General features: G+C 73.1%; 13 protein-coding genes. 5 read left to right on the top strand and 8 right to left on the bottom strand.

What is annotated here, in order from left to right:
* Positions 1–182 precede the first annotated feature (182 nt).
* Entirely contained in the window at positions 183–1307 is a 1125-nt protein-coding gene (locus tag ACZ6Y7_RS15895) for a ComEA family DNA-binding protein (protein ID WP_465758466.1), read from the top strand.
* 42 nt (positions 1308–1349) lie between these two features.
* Positions 1350–3989 carry a ComEC/Rec2 family competence protein gene (locus ACZ6Y7_RS15900; protein ID WP_465758467.1) on the top strand — a complete coding sequence of 880 codons (2640 nt, stop codon included), beginning with the start codon at positions 1350–1352 and terminating at the stop codon, positions 3987–3989.
* 525 nt (positions 3990–4514) lie between these two features.
* Here the strand turns inward: ACZ6Y7_RS15900 and ACZ6Y7_RS15905 are convergent.
* On the bottom strand, positions 4515–4808 hold the full coding sequence (locus ACZ6Y7_RS15905; protein ID WP_465758468.1) for a hypothetical protein: 294 nt from the start codon (positions 4806–4808) through the stop codon (positions 4515–4517).
* Between the two features lie 82 nt (positions 4809–4890).
* Here ACZ6Y7_RS15905 and holA point away from each other — a divergent pair, with 82 nt between their 5' ends.
* Positions 4891–5889: a DNA polymerase III subunit delta gene (gene holA / locus ACZ6Y7_RS15910; RefSeq protein ID WP_465758469.1), complete on the top strand. Its 999-nt coding sequence runs from the start codon at positions 4891–4893 to the stop codon at positions 5887–5889.
* 143 nt (positions 5890–6032) lie between these two features.
* Here holA and ACZ6Y7_RS15915 read toward each other — a convergent pair whose 3' ends face one another.
* The 3 genes from ACZ6Y7_RS15915 to ACZ6Y7_RS15925 all read right to left on the bottom strand — a co-directional run bounded on the left by ACZ6Y7_RS15915 (position 6033) and on the right by ACZ6Y7_RS15925 (position 8032).
* Entirely contained in the window at positions 6033–6704 is a 672-nt protein-coding gene (locus tag ACZ6Y7_RS15915) for a hypothetical protein (protein ID WP_465758470.1), read from the bottom strand.
* 518 nt (positions 6705–7222) lie between these two features.
* A complete protein-coding gene (gene rpsT, locus ACZ6Y7_RS15920; RefSeq protein WP_329931122.1) occupies positions 7223–7492 on the bottom strand; it encodes a 30S ribosomal protein S20 in 270 nt (89 codons plus the stop codon).
* A gap of 234 nt (positions 7493–7726) precedes the next feature.
* Positions 7727–8032 carry an antibiotic biosynthesis monooxygenase family protein gene (locus tag ACZ6Y7_RS15925; protein WP_465758471.1) on the bottom strand — a complete coding sequence of 102 codons (306 nt, stop codon included), beginning with the start codon at positions 8030–8032 and terminating at the stop codon, positions 7727–7729.
* Positions 8033–8221: 189 nt separating this feature from the next.
* On the opposite strand from ACZ6Y7_RS15925, the gene lepA reads away from it, so the two are divergent.
* Positions 8222–10090: a translation elongation factor 4 gene (gene lepA, locus ACZ6Y7_RS15930; protein WP_465758472.1), complete on the top strand. Its 1869-nt coding sequence runs from the start codon at positions 8222–8224 to the stop codon at positions 10088–10090.
* Between the two features lie 144 nt (positions 10091–10234).
* Here the strand turns inward: lepA and ACZ6Y7_RS15935 are convergent, their stop codons facing one another.
* The 4 genes from ACZ6Y7_RS15935 to ACZ6Y7_RS15950 form a co-directional block, all read right to left on the bottom strand.
* Positions 10235–11317, bottom strand: a complete 1083-nt coding sequence (locus ACZ6Y7_RS15935; protein WP_465758473.1) for an NAD(P)/FAD-dependent oxidoreductase — start codon at positions 11315–11317, stop codon at positions 10235–10237.
* 143 nt (positions 11318–11460) lie between these two features.
* Positions 11461–12372, bottom strand: coding sequence for an RNA polymerase sigma factor SigJ (gene sigJ, locus ACZ6Y7_RS15940; RefSeq protein ID WP_465758474.1), 912 nt, complete (start codon positions 12370–12372; stop codon positions 11461–11463).
* A gap of 206 nt (positions 12373–12578) precedes the next feature.
* The gene (locus tag ACZ6Y7_RS15945) at positions 12579–14477 is read right to left on the bottom strand and encodes an ABC transporter ATP-binding protein (RefSeq protein WP_465758781.1); all 1899 of its coding nucleotides are present in this window, start codon (positions 14475–14477) and stop codon (positions 12579–12581) included.
* Between the two features lie 203 nt (positions 14478–14680).
* Positions 14681–16414 carry an ABC transporter ATP-binding protein gene (locus ACZ6Y7_RS15950; protein WP_465758475.1) on the bottom strand — a complete coding sequence of 578 codons (1734 nt, stop codon included), beginning with the start codon at positions 16412–16414 and terminating at the stop codon, positions 14681–14683.
* Positions 16415–16814: 400 nt separating this feature from the next.
* Here ACZ6Y7_RS15950 and ACZ6Y7_RS15955 point away from each other — a divergent pair, with 400 nt between their 5' ends.
* Positions 16815–18737, top strand: a complete 1923-nt coding sequence (locus tag ACZ6Y7_RS15955; RefSeq protein WP_465758476.1) for an AMP-dependent synthetase/ligase — start codon at positions 16815–16817, stop codon at positions 18735–18737.
* Positions 18738–18765 lie beyond the last annotated feature (28 nt).

Consider the following 18765-nt stretch of genomic DNA (forward strand, 5'->3'; position numbering starts at 1 on the left):
CGGAGCGTCCGCCCGGTCGGCTGGCTCGTGGCGGGCATTTCGTCCGTCCGACTGTCGTGTGGTCAACCTTCGGGGGTCCTGCCCACTCGTGTGAGTGACGGATTTTGTCCACAACCCCCGGGTTATCCACAGGGTTTGGGTAATTTCCGCACGTTCGCCGGGAGGCTTCTACCGTCCTCGGCATGACGACCACGGGATTGGGCTGGGGCCGAGGCGCGGCGAAGCGCCACGCGATCAACGAGACGGTACGACTGCGGCTGGCCGCACTGCTGCCGCCGGACGACCTGCCGCCGGATGACCGGCCGGTGGCTGATGAGACGGTGACCGACGTACCGGTGACCGACGTACCGGTGGCCGATGTGCCGGTCGCCGGCCCCGGCGGCACCTCGGGGCCGGCGCCGGGCACGACCGCCTCCGTGGCGGGGGAGCAGCCGGCGACCGGGCCTCCCGCGGGCTCGGCCCCGGCGCTGCCGGGCGTGGCCGGGGTGCGCGCTCGGGGTAGCGCGGGGGACTGGGGTGGCGACGCGGATCCACCGGGTGCTCGGGCGGATCACCCCGATCCCGGGCCACGGCGGTGGTTCGCGTCGATCGCCCCGGCGGTGGCGCTCGACCGGCGGGCGGTGGCGGGGTTGGTCATCCTGCTGCTGTTCGCGGTGGGCTACGCCGTGCAGCACTTCTGGCTGGCCAGACCGGAGACGGTCGCCGTTCCCGCGCTGGCGGTCTCCTCGGCGGCGCCAGGGGCCGCGACCGCCTCCGTCCCCCCGGACGAGGCATCAGGGCCCGGTCCGGCCGGCGCCGACACCGTCGTGCCCGGCTTCGCGGCCGGGTCAGGAGCCGGCGGCGGGGCGGGGCCAGGATCCGGGGTCGGGGCGGCCGTCGTGATCGACATCGGCGGCCGGGTCCACATCCCCGGCCTGCACACCCTGCCCGGCGGCTCCCGGGTGGCCGACGCCCTGCGGGCGGCGGGCGGTGTGCTGCCGGAGACCGACACCAGGAACCTCAACCTGGCGCGCGTCCTGACGGACGGTGAACAGCTGCTGGTGGGCGAGCAGGCACCCGCCCCAGCGGCGGCCGTCGGGTCCGGCACCGGAACACCCGGCCCGGCCGCGCCTCGACCGCCCGTCAGCCTCAACCGCGCCACCCTCGAACAGCTCGACACCCTCCCCGGCGTCGGTCCCACCCTCGCCCAGCGCATCCTCGCCTACCGAGCCTCGCACGGCTCCTTCCGCTCCCTCGACCAGCTCCGGCAGGTCAGCGGCATCGGGGCCCGTACATACGCGGAACTCCGTCCGCTGCTCACCCTCTGACGCTCCTCCGCGCGACTCCTCGCCCCGAAGGGAGCCATCGGCGTGTCCGCCACCAGCGCATCGATCCCGCACGCCCGCTCCTCGGGCGCCGACTTCCGGCTGCTGCTGCCCGCCGTCTCGGCCTGGGCGGTCACAGCGGCGCTCCTGCGCTTGGACGCCGGCTACGAGGCGGCGCTCCTCGGGGCGGCGGGCTGCGCCGTACTCACGGCCGTCCTGCTGCTCGCCCGGCCGGGCCCACTGCGTCGGCACGGGGCCGCGGTGACCCTGGCCGCCGCCCTGCTCACCGGAGCGGCCGCCGCGATCGCGACCCCACTGCACACCGCCGACCTGCACCGAGGCCCGCTGCCGGACCTCGCCCGCGCGGCCGAGCACGCCGCGCCGCGCTCGCCGACCGCGCCGCCCCTGGCGGTGGAGGTGGAGCTGACCATCGCGGGCGATCCCCGACTCCACACCTCCCGCGCCGGCACCACCGGCGGACAGACGCTGCTCACCGTGGACGCCGTCGCCGACCGCGTCACGCTGCTCCCCGGCGGACGGACCACCCGGGTGCGCACACCCGTGACGGTCATGGTCCGAGGGGCGGACGGCGACCCCTGGAAGCGGCTGCTCCCGTCCGAGCGACTGGCCGTGGAAGCCGAGGTCCAACCGCCGGGGGAGGGCCACGACACCGAGTCGGCGGCGCTGCTGGTCGCCCACGGCCCGCCCCGGCAGCTGGCACCGCCCAGCCTGCCGCAACGGATCGCCGGGCGGCTGCGCGACGGCCTGCGCACAGCCACCGCCGGGCTCCCGCCGGACGCGCGCGGCCTGCTCCCGGGCCTGGTCGTCGGGGACACCTCGCGTCTGCCCGACGACCTCGAAGACGCCTTCCAGGCCACCGACCTGATGCACCTGGTGGCGGTCAGCGGGGCCAACCTGGCTATCGTCCTCGGTGCGTTGCTGGGTGCACCCGGTCAGGCCGGCACACCGGAACGGCGCGGGCTGGCCGCGGTGCTGGGCCTGTCCCTGCGCACCGGCGCCCTGCTCGGCACCGGGCTGACGCTGGCCTTCGTGACCGTCTGCCGCCCCGAGCCCAGCGTGCTCCGGGCGGCCGGAACGGGACTGATCGGCATGCTCGCCCTCGCCACCGGCCGGCCCCGGCAGGCAGTACCCGCACTCACCGGGGCCGTACTGGTGCTGGTCCTGCTGGACCCATACCTGTCGCGATCGCTCGGCTTCCTGCTCTCGGTGCTCGCCACGGCCGGGCTGCTCGTCCTCGGACCGCACTGGGCGGAGGCCCTGCGAGCCCGACGCTGGCCGCACCACCTGGCGGGCGCCCTCGCGGCGACGGCAGCCGCGCAGGCACTGTGCGCGCCGGTGACGGTGGTGCTGTCCGGGCACATCAGCCTGGTCGGCGTCCCGTGCAACCTGCTGGCGGAGCTGGCGGTGGCCCCGGCGACACTGCTCGGTTTCGGCGTGCTCGTCCTGCAGCCGCTCTTCCCGGCCCTGGCCCGGCTGCTCGCGGTCCCGGCCGGGCTGCCGGCGGGCTGGCTCGCCCAGGTCGCGCGACGCGGCGCCGAGCTGCCGGGTGGTCAACTCTCCTGGCCGGGAGGATGGTTCGGGGCGGCGACGGTCGCGGTGGTGGTCCTTGCAGCCTGCTGGGCGGCGCCGCTCCTGCTGCCGCGGCGCGCCGAACCCGGCCTCCTGGTGCCCGTCCGTCCCCGGCGTCGACGGCGAGGGGTGCGGGTGCTGGTGACGGGGGTGCTGCTCGCGGTGCTGCTGGCCGTCCTGCTGCGCCCGCCGCAACTCGCCCGGATCGCCACCGGTTGGCCACCGCCCGGGTGGCGCCTGGCGATGTGCGACGTCGGTCAGGGGGACATGGTGGTCCTCGCGGCCGGTGCACCGGACAGCGCGGTGGTGATCGACACCGGGCCGGATCCGAACGCCGCGGACAGGTGCTTGCGCGATCTCGGCATCACGACGGTGCCCCTCCTGCTGCTGACGCACTTCCACGCCGACCACGTCGAGGGCGTGCCGGGGGTGTTGCGGGGTCGGACGGTCGGCGCGCTCGAGGGCACGACGCTGGACGAGCCGCCGGGGGAGGCGGCCCGCGTGGCCGGCTGGGCCGCCGGCGCCGGAGTCCCGCTGCTGCGGGCGGGGCGTGGCGAACGGCGGTCGATGGGAGCGGAGTTGGCCTGGGACGTGGTGTGGCCGGTACCCGGGGCCGGCGTCGAGGCGCCAGGCGCGAACAACGCGAGCGTCGCACTGATGGTGACGCTGACAGGAGGACTACGCATGGCACTGCTCGGAGATCTCGAACCGGCGGCCCAGTCGGCCCTGTTGGCGCACCTGGGGCGGGTCGACGTCCTGAAGGTCGCCCACCACGGGTCGGGCCACCAGGACTGGGACCTGGCGGGCGCGCTGCGCCCGCGGCTGGCCCTCATCTCCTGTGGTGAGGGCAATGCGTACGGGCACCCGGCTCCGAAGACGGTCGACCGGCTGCGCGCCCTCGGCGCGACCGTCCTGCGGACCGACCGGGTGGGCGACATCGCCGTGACCGGCGACTCGCCGGGCACCCTCGGGGTGTCCGTCCACCCGCAGCCCACGCGGGCCGACCACAAGCCGCGTCCCCGTGGCACGGCCGGCTCGGCGACGCCCACCCGGTCCGGGCAGGCACCCGGCACACCCCGGGGCCCGCCCGGGTGAAGTCCCGCTCTCCTCCTCCCAACCCCAGAGTGGGGTGGGGAAAGGGGTTGGGGGTTGGGGAGAGGAGAGCGGGAAGGGCGGGGGCGGGGCCAGGAGAAACGTTTCGGCGCGCTCCGGGCCGAGCCCGGAGCGCGCCGAGGAGAACTGCTGAGGCCCCGGGGCATGGTGCCGGCGACCGTGGCCGGAAGCGGCTGGGGGCCCGGAAACAGGTGCGGCCGAAAAGGGCTATTGCGGCGCGCTCCGGGCGGGGCCCGGAGCGCGCCGAGAAGAGCCGAAAAGAACTCGCACGCTGCCGGCTTGCGGGTGGCCGGCGGCGCGGGTCCCGGAATCAGTGGGGCCTGAGGGAGCGTGATGGCGGCGTGCTCCGGGCCGAACCCGGAACACGCCGCCCAGAAAGCCGGGAGCAAAATTTGCCCTCACGATCCCGCACCAGAACGCGCGCGACGCCCTCCGCAGAACGGACAGGCAGGAAGGGCAGGAAGGGAGAAGCAGCGCGCCGGAAGGGGCGATGCCCGGCTGGGCTCGTCAGGCCTCCTCGCGCCAGCCTTCGTGGTCGGCGGCGATGGCGTCGAGCGCGTGCAGCAGGGCAGGGGTCCACCCGGTGTCCGGGGCTTCGACGACAACGAGCCACTGGGCGTCCTCGGCGTCGTCCTCGCCGGCCAGCGCGTCGCGCACGATCTCCAGCTCGCCGATGTCGGGTTGCGTGGCGCCGAGCTCTTCGGCGGTTTCCTCCGCGGCGTCGCGGTCGGGCAGGACGAGCAGCTGCCGGGCGTGCGGGTCGTCGACGGCCGGGAGGTCGGTGGCGGGGTTCTCGGTCACCTGCCCATTGTCCAGGCCACCCGGTACGGCCGATCACGCGGGCGGGCGGGAGTGTCCGCGGCCCGTGGGATGCTGGTAGGCGATGGCCAGGAAGAGTGCACCCGACGACCTGCTCGCCCCGCTGACCCTCGCGGTCGGCCAGGAGGAGCTGCTGCTGGACCGCGCGGTCGCCCAGGTGGTGGCCGCGGCGAAGGCGGCGGACCCGGACACCGACGTACGGGACTTGCCCCCCGGGGGGCTGCAGCCCGGCAGCCTGGCCGAGCTGACCACGCCGTCGCTGTTCGCCGAGCGCAAGGTGATCGTCGTCCGGGCCGCGCAGGACCTCTCCGCGGAGTCGGTCAAGGAGGTCAAGGCGTACATCGAGGCGCCGGCCGACGAAGTGATCATGGTGCTGGTGCACGCCGGCGGCGCCAAGGGCAAGGGCCTGCTGGACGCGGGGCGCAAGGCGGGCGGCCGGGAGGTGGTCTGCGCCAAGCTGGCCAAGGCGAGCGAGCGGTTGGCCTTCGTCAAGGGCGAGTTCCGCGCGCTGGGCCGCTCGGCGACGCCGGAGGCCTGCCAGGCGCTGCTGGACGCCCTCGGCAGCGATCTGCGCGAGCTGGCGGCCGCGTGCCACCAGCTGACCTCGGACGTCGAGGGCACGATCGACGAGACGGTGGTGGCCCGCTACTACAGCGGACGGGCCGAGGCGACCGGCTTCGAGGTGGCCGACCTGGCGGTCACCGGCCGGGCCGCGGAGGCGCTGGAGCGGCTGCGCTGGGCCCTGGCCGTCGGCCAGCCGCCGACCGGCATCACCTACGCGCTGGCCTCCGGAGTGCGCAGCATCGGGCGGCTGGCGACCACCGGGCGGAACATGCGCCCGGCCGACCTGGCCCGCGAGCTGGGCATGCCGCCGTGGAAGGTGGACCGGGTCCGCCAGCAGATGCGCGGCTGGACGGGCGACGCGGTGGCCGCCGCCCTGACCGCGATCGCCCAGGCCGACGCCGCCGTCAAGGGCGGTTCGGACGATCCGGCCTTCGCCCTGGAGCGTGCGGTGGTCGCCGTCGCCCGCGCCGCCCGGGCCGGCTCTCGCCCCGCCTACTGAGACTAGCGAGGCCGAGGGGCTCGACCGCGCGCCGTGGGAGCCCACCGGTCGAGGGAGCCCACCGGCCGAGGAGCCTTCGGGCCGGGGAAGCCGACGGGCCGAGGAAGCCGACGGACGGGGCCCGGACGGCGAGGGCGGGGCGGCTACTTCTGCATGGCCCGGACGGCGTCCTGGGCGTCGGACTGCAGGATGCTCCGCAGGTCGTCCTTGGACGGCGGCTTGCCCTTGCCCTCGGTGTAGCTGGCCGAGTAGTTGATGTAGTACGTCATCCCGCCGTCGCGGACGTCCAGCTCGGCGTAGACGCTGTGGTACTTGTCGGAGCCGTCGTCCTTGTACAGGTAGTACGCCTCCTCGCCGATCCCGGAGATGTCGGTGACCTGGTAGCCGCGGGCCCGGTAGAGCTCCTTGTTGGCCGTCAGTTCGGGGCCCGGGTTGACGGCCTTGTGGAGGTCGGCGCGCAGGTAGACGGAGGCGTACTCGCTGTCGCTGTTGCCGCCCGTCCGCTTGAGGCTCATCGAGCAGTTCATGCTGTCCAGGGCCGGGTGCCGGTCGGTGTGGTGGGTCGGCGCGGAGGTGTCGGAGACGGAGTACGTCTGCAGCAGCTTGGTGGGCTTCCCGGTGGTGCAGAAGTCGTCCGAGAGGTGGTAGTTGCCGAGGCTGCGCGGCGAGGAGTCGCTGCTGACCATGCCGGGGATGACCATCACGGCGGTGGCCCAGCCGGCCGAGGCGAGTACGGCGCCGACGAACGCCCAGACGGCGTTGCGCCGCAGGTTCCCTCCGGGGCGCGGCGCACCGCCTCCCGGCGCCGCCGGCATTCCCGGCGCGGTGGGCATCCCGGGCGGCCCGGGTATCGCGGCCGAGGCGGGTGCCCCGGGGATGCCCGGCGAGGCCGGCAGCCCGGGCGGCGGCCCGAAACCGGCCGCGCCCGGCCCGCCCGGCCCGCCCGGCCCGCCCGGCCCGCCCGGCCCGCCCGGCCCGCCCGCGACGGGCTGCGCGCCCACGCCCGGCGGCTGCTGCGGGAATCCGTACCCCGGCCCGTTGGGTGCCGGCGGTGGTGGTGGCGTCGTCATGTGGTTCCCCCCCTGGCCCGGCGTCGGGGCGCTCCCCCGCACCTCGATCGCATCGGACCGACGATAGCGGCCGGACCGTGGAACGCGACAGGCGCCGCAGTGGCCTCTGGGGAAGAGGCCGACTGCGGCGCCTGCCGTACTGCTTGTGTGCACCGCACCCGCGTGGCGAACGCAGGCCGCGTGCGGTGCGAGTCTCGCGCGCCCCAGGGTCCGGGTAGAGGGCCGGATCGTCCCGAGGCGGTGGGGCCGGAGCCCCGGGGGCGTCAGGCCTGGGCGGCGGTGTTGACGCGCTTGGTGATGGCCGACTTCTTGTTGGCGGCCTGGTTGGCGTGGATGACGCCCTTGCTCACGGCCTTGTCCAGCGCCTTGGAGGCGGCGCGGGCCAGCACGACGGCCTTCTCGGTCTCGCCGGCGGCGGCGGCCTCACGGGCCTTGCGCAGAGCGGTCTTCAGCGAGGACTTGACGGCCTTGTTGCGCAGGCGCGCCTTCTCGTTGGTCTTGTTGCGCTTGATCTGGGACTTGATGTTCGCCACGAAGGAGCCTCAGTCTTGTCTAAAAGGATTGAACGGGCTGCGCCTGACGGCCGTCGGTCCAGCTGAGAGGGCATGCCGAGGCCAGGTGCAGCTGCCCACGCTACCAGGGGCCCGCCGCGCGCCCCAAACCGGCTGCCCCGCCCCGAACCGGCCGCCGCCCGCCCCGAACCGTCCGCCCCGAACCGGCCGCCCCGGGCTGCGCCCGGCGCCCGCTCCGCGCCCGCCCCGCGCCCGCTACGCGCGGAGCAGGGGCTCGCCATAGTGCTCGACCTCGGGGAACGGCCGGTAGAAGTGGTGGAGCAGGTCGCGCCAGCGCTGGTACTCGGGGGAGGTGCGGAAGCCCTCGGTGTGGTCGGCGAGGGTGTCCCAGCCCACCTGGAGGAGGAAGCGCGAGCCGCGGCCCTCGTCGAGGCATCGCCGCAGTTCCAGGGAGCGGAAGCCGGGCCGGCCGGAGATCAGCGGGCGGGCTTCGGCGAAGGCGGCGAGGAACTCCTCCTCCCGGCCGGGCAGCACGTCGAGCAGGGCGCTTTCGAGGATCACGGCGGCCATCCTGCCGCCCGGCGGCGGGCGGGGGGAAGGGCGGGCGGTGCCCGAACGGCAGCACGGGCGGCGGTCGTGGGAAGATGGGAGGAACTATTTCGATCGGACGAGACTGTCCGGTCCCCGGGAAAACCGGTCAGCGATGACCCGGACACCCCCGGCCCCGGACCAACGGAGAATCGGACCAAGGTGCCCGCGACCCCCAGCAATGTGCCAGAGCCCAGCCGTACCGACCCGGCGCTGATCCGCAACTTCTGCATCATCGCCCACATCGACCACGGCAAGTCGACGCTCGCAGACCGGATGCTGCAGATCACCGGCGTCGTCGACCCCCGGCAGATGCGCGCCCAGTACCTCGACCGCATGGACATCGAGCGTGAGCGCGGCATCACCATCAAGTCGCAGGCGGTCCGCCTCCCGTGGGCGCCGAAGACCGGGCCGGACGCCGGGACGACGCACATCCTCAACATGATCGACACCCCGGGCCACGTGGACTTCACGTACGAGGTGTCCCGCTCCCTCGCCGCGTGCGAGGGCACCATCCTGGTGGTCGACGCGGCCCAGGGCATCGAGGCGCAGACCCTCGCCAACCTGTACCTGGCGCTGGAGAACGACCTCACGATCGTCCCGGTCCTCAACAAGATCGACCTGCCGGCCGCCCAGCCGGAGAAGTACGCCGAGGAGATCGCCCACATCATCGGCTGCGACCCGGGCGACGTGCTCAAGGTCAGCGCCAAGACGGGCCTGGGCGTCGAGGACCTGCTGGACCACATCGTCAACACCGTGCCGGCCCCGGTCGGCGTCGCGGACGCCCCGGCCCGCGCGATGATCTTCGACTCGGTGTACGACGCCTACCGCGGCGTGGTCACCTACGTCCGTGTCGTGGACGGCCAGCTGAACAAGCGCGAGCGGATCGCGATGATGTCCACCGGCGCGACCCACGAGCTGCTGGAGATCGGCGTCATCTCGCCCGAGCCGAAGGTCGCGGACGGCCTGGGCGTCGGCGAGGTGGGCTACATCATCACCGGTGTGAAGGACGTCCGGCAGTCCAAGGTCGGTGACACCATCACCTCGCAGCACAAGGGTGCGACCGAGGCGCTGGGCGGCTACAAGGACCCGCGGCCGATGGTGTTCTCCGGCCTCTACCCGCTGGACGGCTCGGACTACCCGCTGCTGCGCGACGCCCTCGACAAGCTGCGGCTGAACGACGCGGCGCTGGTGTACGAGCCGGAGACCTCGGTCGCGCTCGGCTTCGGCTACCGCTGCGGCTTCCTCGGCCTGCTGCACCTGGAGATCATCCGGGAGCGCCTGGAGCGCGAGTTCAACCTCGACCTGATCTCCACCGCTCCGAACGTGATCTACCGGGTGATCATGGAGGACGGCACCGAGCACACCGTCACCAACCCGAGCGAGTTCCCCTCCGGCAAGATCGCCGAGGTCTACGAGCCGGTCGTGCGCGGCACCATCCTGGCGCCGAACGAGTTCGTCGGCGCGATCATGGAGCTCTGCCAGTCCCGCCGCGGCAACCTCCAGGGCATGGACTACCTGTCCGAGGACCGCGTCGAGCTGCGCTACACCCTGCCGCTCGCGGAGATCGTCTTCGACTTCTTCGACCAGCTGAAGTCCAAGACCCGCGGCTACGCCTCGCTCGACTACGAGCCCATCGGCGAGCAGACCGCCAACCTGGTCAAGGTCGACATCCTGCTGCACGGCGACGCGGTGGACGCCTTCTCCGCGATCGTCCACAAGGACAAGGCCTACGGCTACGGCGTGATGATGGCCGGCAAGCTGCAGAAGCTGATCCCCCGCCAGCAGTTCGAGGTGCCGATCCAGGCCGCCATCGGCTCCCGGGTCATCGCCCGCGAGACGGTCCGCGCGATCCGCAAGGACGTCCTCGCCAAGTGCTACGGCGGTGACATCTCCCGCAAGCGGAAGCTGCTGGAGAAGCAGAAGGAAGGCAAGAAGCGGATGAAGATGGTCGGCCGCGTGGAGGTCCCGCAGGAGGCCTTCATCGCCGCGCTGTCCACCGACGCCGAGGCGCCGAAGGAAAAGAAGTAGGGGAAAGAAGGAGCGGGGAAGCGCCGACGGGGCGCGAACCGAAGGGCCCGGGCGCGATGCCCGGGCCCTTCGGGGTTCCCGGTGCGTACCCGCAGCGCCTCCTCGGGACGCGCCCGTCGGCGTCCTCGGACGGCGCTGCGGCGGTCACTTCAGCGCGCTGAGGACGACCGAGACGATTCCGGCCTTGGCCAGCCGGCCCGCGGTGCCGGTGAACACGGTGGGCTTCATCGAGTCGTCCGGGTGGACCAGCTGGAGCAGGCCGTCCCGCCGGCCGAGGCTCAGGCAGTGCACGACGTACCGGAACGAGAACGGCTCCGCGGTGCGTCCGTCCAGCAGCTTGCCGACGTACTGGCCCTGCGGCAGGGCGGTGGCGCAGCCCATCCGCAGGGTGCCGACGCCGGGGACGGTGACGGCGGCGGCGTCGCCGACGACGTGGATGTCGGGGTGCGAGAGCGATCGCAGGTGGTCGTCGACCAGGGCGCGGCCGCGTTCGTCCACGGCGAGTCCGGACTCGGCGGCCAGCGGGTGCGGTTCCATCGAGGCGGCCCAGAGGGTGAGGTCGGCGTGGATCGGGCCGGCGGCGGTGCGCGGTCCTTCCGGGGTGACCTCGGTGACGGTGGCGTGCTTGTGGACCTCGACGCCGAGCCGGTCGAGGACGCGCCGGATGTGGGCGCGGCCCTTGGCGGAGTAGGTGCCGCCGACCTCGCCGGCGGCGACGATCCGCACCCGCCAGGCGGGGTGGGCCTCGGCGAGTTCGGTGGCGAGTTCGATGCCGGTGGCGCCGCCGCCGACGACGGCCAGGGTGCCGGGGCGGGGGGCTTCGGCGATCAGGCGCCGCACCTCGGCGGCCTGCTCCACGGGGTGGGCGTGCTCGACGGCGCCGGGGACGCCGTGCCAGGCGGTGCGGCTGCCGAGGGCGTAGACCAGGGTGTCGTAGGCGAGGGTGGTGCCGTCGTCCAGGGCGACCTTGTGTCCGGCCGGGTCGAGTTCGACGGCCCGGGCCCGGTGGTGGCGGATCCGGCGGCCGCGGGCCAGGTCCCCGATGGCGGGCCAGTCGCGGCCGCGGCCGGCCGCCGTCTCGTGCTGGCGGATGCGGTGCAGGAGCCGCTCCTCGGGGGCGACCAGGGTGACGTCGTGGTGCCGTCCGGCGCCCTTGGCCGCGGTGAGTCCGGCGTAGCCGGCGCCCAGGACGACGATCCGCTTCGGGCTGCTGCTGGTGCTGCTCATCTCGTCCGCCTCCGTTCGGTGCGCGCTCGGGGAGCGCTGTTCGGGAGGGGGACGACGCGGCCGTGCGGAATGTGACCGTGACCCGCGTCACGCCGCGCCGGGGGTCGGGTGGAGGGCCGGGCCGCGCGGGGTGGGCGGGGGCGTCAGCGGGGGGTGACCGGGCTGATGCGGCCGAGCTTCTCGGGGTTGACCACGACGTACGCCTCGGTGATCCGGCCGTCGGCCACGGTGAAGGCGAGCACGCCGCCGACGGTGCCGGTGGGCCGGTCGTACCAGACCAGTCCGGGTTCGCCGTTGACCAGGGCGGGGCCGGTGGCGATGGCGGGGGTGAACCACTTGGCGATCAGGCCGGTGACCGTACGGGCCACCCGGTCGGCGCCGTGGATCGGGCGGACGGCGGCCCGGATGATGCCGCCGCCGTCGGAGTGCCAGACCACGTCCGGGTCCAGGACCTCCATCAGGGCGAGGATGTCGCCGCGGGTGGTGGCGGCGGCGAAGGCCTCGACGGCTTGGCGGTGTTCGGCCGGGTCGGTGGCGCCGGCGGGGCGGCGGCCGTCCTTGACCCGGCGGCGGGCTCGGGAGGCGAGCTGGCGGGCGGCGTCGGGGGAGCGGTCCAGCGAGCTGCCGATCTCCTCGAAGCCGACCGCGAAGACGTCGTGCAGCACGAAGGCGGCCCGTTCGGCGGGGGAGAGCTGTTCGAGGACGGCGAGCAGGGCGAGGGAGACGGATTCGCCGCGCTCGGCGACTTCGGCGGGGGTGTCCGGGACGTCCGCGTAGGTGACGGCGGGTTCGGGCAGCCACTCGCCGTAGTAGGCCTCGCGGCGGGCGCGGGCGGAGCCGAGCTGGTCGTAGCAGAGCCGGGTGACGACGGTGGTCAGGAAGGCGCGCGGGTCGGTGACGGCGGAGCGGTCGGCGGCTTGCCAGCGCAGCCAGGCGTCCTGCAGGACGTCCTCGGCGTCGGTGAAGGAGCCGAGCAGCCGGTAGGCGACCGAGCCCAGGTAGCGGCGGTTGGCCTCGAACGCGTCCGGGGCGGGCGGGGCCTGGTCGTCGGTCACGGGCCCAAGGTAGCGCCCGCTGACGCCGATGGCGACGACCGGGGGCGGCGCCGGACGCGTTCGAGGGGGGAGCGAGCGGGGGCGCGGAGCGGGGCCCGGGCGGGCGGGGCCGGGACGGACGGCCGGGTCCGGAGCGCACGGGCGGGGCCCGGACGCGCGAGGGCCGGGGCGGAAGGCTCCGCCCCGGCCCGTCGGTGACGCGCGGGTCAGTCCACCTCGGCCACGGCCTCCGCGAACTGCGCCTGGTAGAGCCGGGCGTAGGCGCCGTCGGCGGCGATCAGCTCGTCGTGCGAGCCCTGTTCGACGATCGAGCCGTTCTCCATCACCAGGATCACGTCGGCGTCCCGGATGGTGGAGAGCCGGTGGGCGATCACGAAGCTGGTGCGGCCGGTGCGCAGCCGGGCCATGGCCCGCTGGATGAGCACCTCGGTGCGGGTGTCGACGGAGCTGGTCGCCTCGTCGAGCACGAGGATGGACGGCTGGGCGAGGAAGGCCCGGGCGATGGTGATCAGCTGCTTCTCGCCGGCGCTGACGCCGGTGCCCTCGTCGTCGATGACGGTGTCGTAGCCGTCCGGGAGGGTGCGGACGAAGCGGTCGACGTGGGCGGCCTTGGCGGCTTCGACGACCTGTTCGCGGGTGGCGCCCTGGGCGCCGTAGGCGATGTTGTCGGCGATGGTGCCGCCGAACAGCCAGGTGTCCTGGAGGACCATGCCGATGCCGGAGCGCAGGTCCTCGCGGGACATCGCGGAGATGTCGACCCCGTCGAGGGTGATCCGGCCGGAGCTGACCTCGTAGAACCGCATCAGCAGGTTGACCAGGGTGGTCTTGCCGGCGCCGGTGGGGCCGACGATGGCGACGGTCTGGCCGGGTTCGACCTTGAGGGAGAGGTCCTCGATGAGCGGCTTGTCGGGGTCGTAGCGGAAGGAGACGTCCTGGAAGGCGACCCGGCCGTGGACGGTGTCGGGCTTCTCGGGCATGGCGGGTTCGGGGCTCTGCTCGGGGGCGTCGAGGAGTTCGAAGACGCGCTCGGCGGAGGCGACGCCGGACTGCACCAGGTTGGCCATGCTGGCGACCTGGGTGAGCGGCTGGCTGAACTGCCGGGAGTACTGGATGAACGCCTGGACGTCGCCGATGGACAGCGCGCCGCCGGCGACCCGCAGGCCGCCGACGACGGCGACCAGCACGTACTGCAGGTTGCCGATCAGCATCATCGCGGGCTGGATGATCCCGGAGATGAACTGGGCCTGGTAACTGGCTTGGTAGAGCGCTTCGTTGTGCTCGCGGAAGGTGGCGGCGGCCTCGCGCTGGCGGCCGAAGGCCTTGACCAGGGTGTGGCCGGTGTACATCTCCTCGATGTGGGCGTTGAGCTGGCCGGTGGACTTCCACTGCTGGACGAACTGCGGTTGGGCCCGCTTGCCGACCCGGGTGGCGACGACCACCGAGAGCGGGACGGAGACGAGGGCGATCACGGCGAGCAGCGGGGAGATCCAGAACATCATCGCGAGCACGCCGACCACGGTGAGCAGCGAGTTGACGACCTGTCCCATGGTCTGCTGCATGGACTGGCCGATGTTGTCGATGTCGTTGGTGACCCGGCTGAGCACTTCGCCGCGGGGCTGCTTGTCGAAGTAGCTGAGCGGGAGGCGGGCGAGTTTGGCCTCGACGTCCTGGCGCAGCCGGTAGCTGGCACGCTGGATGGCGGTGGTGGCGAGCCGGCCCTGGAGGATGCCGAAGACGGCGGAGGCGACGTAGATGCCGAGGACCCAGAGCAGGACGGAGCCGATGGCGTCGAAGTCCATGCCCTGGCCGGGGGTGAAGTCGACGGCGGCGAGCAGGTCGGCGATGCCGTTGTCGCCGTGGGCGCGCAGGCCGTCGATAACCTGGGCCTTCGTGGTGCCGGGGGCGAAGCGGGCGCCGACGACGCCGGCGAAGATCAGGTCGGTGGCGTCGCCGAGGATCTTGGGGCCGATGACGGCGCAGCCGATGCCGAGGACGCCGAGGAGCAGGACGCCGAGGAGGATGGTGCGTTCGGGGCGCAGCAGGCCGAGGACGCGTTTGCCGGAGCCCTTGAAGTCCATGGACTTCTCGGCGCCCTGGCCGCCCATGAAGCGGCCGGGGCCGGCGGGGCCGCGGCGGGCGGCGGCGGCTTGGGAGTCGCTGGGCAGTTCGGTGTCGGGTTCTCTCCGGTCGGTCCTTCCGCCGCTCTTGTGCAGGTCGGCTTTCCCACCGCTCTTGTGCAGGTCGGCTTTCCCGCCGTGCTGGTGGGGGCCGGCCTTCGGGGTGTCCGTCGGGGGCTTTCCGGGGGTGGTCACGCCGCCTCCTGCTCGGTGAGCTGGGAGAGCACGATCTCCCGGTACGTCGGGTTGTCGGCCATCAGTTCGTGGTGGGTGCCGGTGCCGACGACGGCGCCTTCGTCGAGGACGATGATGCGGTCGGCGTCGCGGATGGTGGACACGCGCTGGGCGACGATGAGGACGGTGGCGTCGGCGGTCTCGCGGGAGAGGGCCTTGCGCAGTCTGGCGTCGGTGGCGTAGTCGAGCGCGGAGAAGGAGTCGTCGAAGAGGTAGACGGAGGGTTTGCGGACCAGGGCGCGGGCGATGGCGAGGCGTTGGCGCTGGCCGCCGGAGACGTTGCTGCCGCCCTGGGCGATGGGGGCGTCGAGGCCTTCGGGGAGTTTTTCGACGAAGTCCTTGGCCTGGGCGATCTCCAGGGCGTGCCAGAGTTCCTCGTCGGTGGCGTCGGGCCGGCCGTAGCGGAGGTTGCTGGCGACGGTGCCGCTGAAGAGGTAGGGCTTCTGGGGGACGATGCCGACGGTCTCGGCGATGGTGTCGGCGGCGAGTTCGCGGACGTCGACGCCGTCGAGGAGGACCTGGCCGGAGGTGGCGTCGAAGAGCCGGGGGACGAGGCCGAGGAGGGTGGACTTGCCGCTGCCGGTGGAGCCGATGATGGCGGTGGTCTCGCCGGGGCGGGCGGTGAGGTCGATGCCGCGCAGGACGGAGGCTTCGGCGCCGGGGTAGCGGAAGTCGACGTCGCGCAGTTCGAGGTTGCCGCGGCGCAGGACCTCGGTGACGGGTTCGGCGGGCGGGACGACGCTGGAGTGGGTGGCGAGGACCTCCTGGACGCGCTCGGCGCAGACTTCGGCGCGGGGCACCATCATGAACATGAAGGTGGCCATCATGACGCTCATCAGGATCTGCATGAGGTAGGAGAGGAAGGCGGTGAGTCCGCCGATCTCCATGTCGTGGCTGTCGATGCGGTGGGCGCCGAACCAGAGCACGGCGACGCTGGAGACGTTCACGACGAGCATGACGGCCGGGAACATGACGGCCATCAGCCGGCCGACGCGGCGGGCGACGGCGGTGAGGTCCTCGTTGGCGCCGGCGAAGCGGGCCTGCTCCTGGTCGTCCTTGACGAAGGCGCGGATGACGCGGATGCCGGTGATCTGTTCGCGCAGGACGCGGTTCACGGTGTCGATGCGCTCCTGCATGCTGCGGAACTGGGGGCGCAGCGCGCGGACCAGGAGGATGACGACGACGGCGAGGGCGGGGATGACGGCGAGCAGCAGGCCGGACAGCGGGACGTCCTGGTTGAGCGCCATGATGATGCCGCCGACGCACATGATGGGGGCGGCGACCATGAGGGTGAAGCTCATCAGGGCGAGCATCTGGACCTGCTGGACGTCGTTGGTGGTGCGGGTGATCAAGGAGGGGGCGCCGAACTGGCCGACTTCGCGGGCGGAGAAGCTCTGCACGCGGTCGAAGACGGCGGCGCGGACGTCCCGGCCGAAGGCCATGGCGACGCGGGCGCCGATGTAGACGGCGCCGATGGAGCAGGCCGCCTGGACGAGCGTGACGCCGATCATCACCGCGCCGATGCGCAGGATGTAGCCGGTGTCGCCCTTGACCACGCCGTCGTCGATGATGTCGGCGTTGAGTGTCGGCAGGTAGAGCGCCGCGAGGGTGGACACCAGCTGGAGGGTCACCAGCAGGGTGATCGGTCGGGAGTAGGGGCGCAGGTACGCCCGCAGCAGTCTGATCAGCACTAGCACACTCTTGTCGTCGCCGGTCGGGTTCGCACCCCAATTCTCGGTGTTCTGTAGCGTCGTACAGGCCATTCGGCGTGCGGGAACCGGAGGTTTGCCGGGCTTTTGCCGTACGGTCCGATTGGTCGCCGGGCGGTTCGGCGCGCAGTTCGTCCGTGCTTCGCCCGGGGCGCCTCACGGGGTGTGCCGGCCGGTGCGGCGCGCCCCGCGGGGCGGTCACCCCGGCGGTGGGGGCGTGCCGACCGGCTCCGCCCCCTTACGGAATGACCGGTTTCCCCCTAGGCTGCTGGTTGCCCCCTTGTTACTGACCGGTACCGTTCAGGTGAACCGGGGCCCGGCGACCGCCCCCACGGCCGCCGCGACATTCCCTCAGACGGCCACCCGCCCCCGGAGGTCCTCGTTGAGTTCCGCGCAGTCCCTGATCGACTCCGGCAGGCCCGACCTCGTCGCCGGGCGCCCCGCCTCCGTCGCCCACCTGTTCCTGGAGCGGGTCGCCGCGACCCCGAACGCCGAGGCCTACCGCCACCCCGCCCCGGTCGACGAGCACGCCGCGGACGGCGCGCCCGGCGCCGAGCAGTGGCGTTCGCTGACCTGGGCGCAGACCGCGACCCGGGTGAAGGCGGTGGCGGCCGGCCTGATGGCGCTCGGAATCCAGCCGGAGGACCGGGTCGCCCTGGCCTCCTCCACCCGGATCGAGTGGATCATCACGGACCTGGGCGCCATGTGCGCGGGCGCCGCGATCACGACCGTCTACCCGAGCACCAACGCGGACGAGACCGCCTTCATCCTGTCCGACTCCGGCTCCCGGGCGCTGTTCGCGGAGAACGCCGCCCAGCTGGCCAAGGCCGTCGAGCAGCTCGACCGGCTGCCCGGGCTGCGCACCGTGATCCTCTTCGACGCCCCGGACGGGGCCCCGGAGGCGCCCGGCCTGGACGTGATCACCCTCGCCGAGCTGGAGCGCCGGGGCACCGAGTACCTGGAGCAGCACCCGGACGCGGTGGAGAAGGCCGTCGACGGGCTCGGCAAGGAGCAGCTGGCGACCCTGATCTACACCTCCGGCACCACCGGCCGCCCGAAGGGCGTGCGCCTGGTGCACGACTGCTGGGCGTACGAGGGCCGGGCGCAGGAGTCCAGCGGGCTGCTGCGCTCCGACGACGTGCAGTTCATGTGGCTGCCGCTGTCGCACGTGTTCGGCAAGACGCTGATCTCCGGGCAGATCGCGACCGGGCACGTGATGGCGGTGGACGGCCGGGTGGACCGGATCATCCACAACCTGCCGGTGATCCGGCCGACGATCATGGCCTCGGCGCCGCGCATCTTCGAGAAGGTCTACAACGGCATCGCGGGCAAGGCCCGGGCCGAGGGCGGCGCCAAGTACAAGATCTTCCTGTGGGCCGCCAGGGTCGCGCGCGAGCACGCCCGGGCGGTCCAGGAGAGCCGGGTCGCCACCGGCACCGGCACCGCCCCGCTGGGCCTGCGGGTGCAGCACGCGCTGGCGGACCGGCTGGTCTACGCGAAGATCAGGGCGGCGTTCGGCGGGCGGCTGCGCGGCGCGGTCTCCGGCAGCGCCGCGCTGGCCCCGGAGATCGGCTTCTTCTTCCTCGGCGCCGGCGTGCCGATCCTGGAGGGCTACGGCCTGAGCGAGACCAGCGCCGGTTCCTGCGTCAACCGGGAGGAGGACGTGCGGATCGGCACGGTGGGCCGGCCGCTGCCCGGCACCGAGGTGCGGATCGCCGAGGACGGCGAGATCCTGCTGCGCGGCCCGGGCGTCATGCGCGGCTACCACAACCTGCCGGAGAAGACCGCCGAGGTGCTGGAGGCGGACGGCTGGTTCCACACCGAGGACATCGGCGAGCTCAGCGCGGACGGCTTCCTGCGGATCACCGACCGCAAGAAGGACCTGTTCAAGACCTCCGGCGGCAAGTACGTGGCGCCCAGCGAGGTGGAGGGCAAGTTCAAGGCGATCTGCCCGTTCGTCAGCAACATCCTGGTGATCGGCAACGGCCGCAACTACTGCACCGCGCTGATCGGCCTGGACGAGTCGGTCCTGCTGCCGTGGGCCGCCGAGCACGGCCTGGCCGGCAAGTCGTACGCGGAGCTGGCCGCCGAGCCGGCCGTCCACGAGCTGATCGAGGGCTTCGTGAAGCGGCTCAACGCGGGGCTGCAGCGCTGGCAGACGATCAAGAAGTTCCACCTGCTGCCGCGCGACCTCGACATCGAGCACGGCGAGCTCACGCCGAGCCTGAAGATCAAGCGCCCGGTGGTCGAGCGGACCTACGCGGACGCGGTCACCGCGATGTACGCGGGCGCCAACGAGGCCTGATCCGCCCCGCTCCCGTACGGCTCACCGG

The sequence above is a fragment of the Kitasatospora sp. NPDC053308 genome, from assembly GCF_055585785.1.